At 65.1% G+C, this 2,499-nt stretch carries 2 protein-coding genes; one reads left to right on the top strand and one right to left on the bottom strand.

Going from position 1 to position 2,499, the window contains the following annotated elements; translation table 11 throughout:
- The coding region (locus BRAS3809_RS16595) for an alpha-amylase family glycosyl hydrolase (protein WP_035656496.1) at nucleotides 1-184 on the bottom strand (184 nt) is incomplete at its 3' end.
- A 343-nt stretch (nucleotides 185-527) separates the two neighbouring features.
- On the opposite strand from BRAS3809_RS16595, the gene malQ reads away from it, so the two are divergent.
- Nucleotides 528-2,480, top strand: a complete 1,953-nt coding sequence (gene malQ, locus BRAS3809_RS16590) for a 4-alpha-glucanotransferase (protein ID WP_008963272.1) — start codon at nucleotides 528-530, stop codon at nucleotides 2,478-2,480.
- The last annotated feature ends 19 nt before the right edge of the window (nucleotides 2,481-2,499 follow it).

The following is a 2,499-nucleotide window of genomic DNA, read 5'->3' as shown; positions in this document are numbered from 1 at the left end:
CGCCGAGGTCCTGGAGATAGTCCAGCTTCTCGGTGAGCCCGGCAAAGTCGCCGATGCCATCATTGTTGCTGTCGGCGAACGCCTTGACGTGCAACTGGTAGATGATCGCGTCCTTGTACCAGAGGCCGTCGCCATCGGTCTCGGTCTGGAGGCTCGGGGCGTCCAGGGATGACATCACGTTCATGAGGCCCTCACACCGAAGAGAGAAGAACAAGGGATCGGCTGTGGTCGGAGGCGCACCGGCGCCGCCGGATGCGGCTCTCCTCAAAAGAGGGCAGAATAGGGGAGAAAGCGTCCCGGTCGGGGCCGCTCTCGAACGTGTGCGGAAATTTGTTCACGGTGATGCCATTGACAAGAAAACCGTGTCCCGGTTCGCTAGGAACCGGAACCACCCGATACAAAGCCGCAGTCCGGGTTTTTGTTCCCCGGGGAACGAGGGCCAGCGCGGCGCGTTAGGGGGCTATCCTCTTGCCGTCCAACAATAATTTCACGACGTGCGACCCTCGCGACGTCAGAACGCGTGTCGAATGGATCTCTACAGCCAAGCTCACAGTCTCGGAATCCTGACAGAATTCTACGACGGTCAGGGGAATCGCCGCGTCACCGACGAGGCCGCGCTCAAGATCATCGTCGAGGCCTTCCCGAGGCCGACGCCGCATCGGCTGCTCAGCGGCGCGATCGTGATTCGGCCGGCGCAGCCGACGCGCAGCCGGCTGAGCGAAACCGCGAAATTACCGGTCAAATGGACGGTGAAGCGCGGCGACGTCGAAGTTGCGACGGGTGAAACGCGCGAGGTCTTCATCGAATGGCCCGTGCATCTTCCCGCCGGCAGCTACCGCGTCGAGCTCCTGGATGCGTCGTCATGCCGCGAGGAGTTGCCGCTGCTGGTCGCGCCAGACAAGGCCTATTCCGGCGATTTCGATCGCGTCTGGCTGCTGGCCGTGCAGCTCTATGGCATCAAGTCGCGCCGCAACTGGGGCATGGGCGACTTCACCGACCTTGCCAACCTGATCGAGACCTGCGCCAAGCTCGGCGCCGATGGCGTCGGCCTCAATCCGCTGCACGCGCTATTCGACGACCGTCCCGGCGATTTCAGCCCCTATGCGCCGAACAGCCGCCTGTTCCTCAATGCGCTGTATGTCGACGTCGAGCAGGCGCCGGGCTTTGCCAACGGACCTGGCAGCAAGGCGCTGCAGCCGCTGCGGCAGGCCGAGCTGGTCGACTACAAGGGTGTGGCGGCGTTGAAATGGCCGGCGCTGCGCGCCGCCTTCGACGCGTTCATGGCGGCGCCCGATCATGCCGATGCGGCGGAGTTCAAGGCCTACCGCGCCGAGCGCGGCGAGCTCCTGGCGCGCTTCACCTGCTTCGAGGTGCTGCGGCATCGCTTCCAGAAGCCATGGTGGGAGTGGCCGGAGGAGTGGCGGCAACCGGATGCGGCGCGCTGCGCGGCGCTGCTCAGCGGCCCTGACCGCCGCGAGGCGGATTTCGTCGCCTATGTGCAATGGCTCGCCGAGCGGCAGCTGCGTCACTGCAAGGACCTCGCCCACCGCCTGGGCATGAAGGTCGGCCTGTATCTGGACGTTGCCGTCGGCGTCCAGTCCGACGGCTTCGATGCCTGGAACGAGCAAAGCGCGATCTCGCGCACATTGTCGGTCGGCGCGCCGCCGGATCCGTTGAACACGGTCGGACAGAACTGGGGCTTGGCCGGCTTCAACGCGCCGGGGCTGGAGCTGAAGAACTTCGAGCCGTTCCGCGAGATGATCAGGGCCTCGATGCGCCATGCCGGCGCGATCCGGCTCGACCATGTGCTCGGGCTGAAGCGGCTCTATCTCGTGCCTCATGGCTTTCCTGCCAAGCAGGGGGCCTATGTGCAGATGCCGTTCGACGCGCTGCTCGCGGCCACGGCGATGGAGAGCGTCGCCAGCCAGTGCATCGTCATCGGCGAGGATCTCGGCACGGTGCCTGAAGGATTCCGCGAGCAGATGGCCGATTGGGGCCTGTGGTCCTACAAGGTCATGATCTTCGAGCGTGACGACAACGGCCGGTTCCGCGATGTCGATTACTATCCCCCGAACGCGCTGGTCACGCTGAACACCCACGATCTCTCGACCTATGCCGGCTGGCGCTCGTTCGGCGACCTCAAGACCAAGCGCGGACTGGACATCGATCCCGGCGAAACCGACCAGGATCGCTGGCATGCGCTCGGGCTGTGGGACGAGGTGCTCCGCCACAATGGCATTCATGCCAACGACGTCCATTCCGCGATCGGCTTCCTGTCGCGGACCCGGTCCCGGCTGCTGGCGATCTCGCTGGAGGACCTGCTCGGCGTCGTCGATCAGCCGAACATTCCCGGCACCATCGACGAGCACCCGAACTGGCGCCGAAAGATGCCGATCGATCTCGAGGACATCCCCGGCGCGGTCGGCCTCGACGCGCTCAAGGCCGCGACAGCCGAACGGATCAGCCCGGCCGGCGTTTAGGAAGCGGGGAGTTTGCGGG

Source organism: Bradyrhizobium sp. STM 3809, assembly GCF_000239795.1.
Lineage (GTDB): Bacteria > Pseudomonadota > Alphaproteobacteria > Rhizobiales > Xanthobacteraceae > Bradyrhizobium.
Note: the sequence above shows the minus strand (reverse complement) of the source record. Positions and strands in the feature narration are given on the sequence as shown.

Bases quoted from the DNA above. Each gene is read 5' to 3' on its own strand.
- malQ (WP_008963272.1), top strand. From the start codon at position 528: ATGGATCTCTACAGCCAAGCTCACAGTCTCGGAATCCTGACAGAATTC.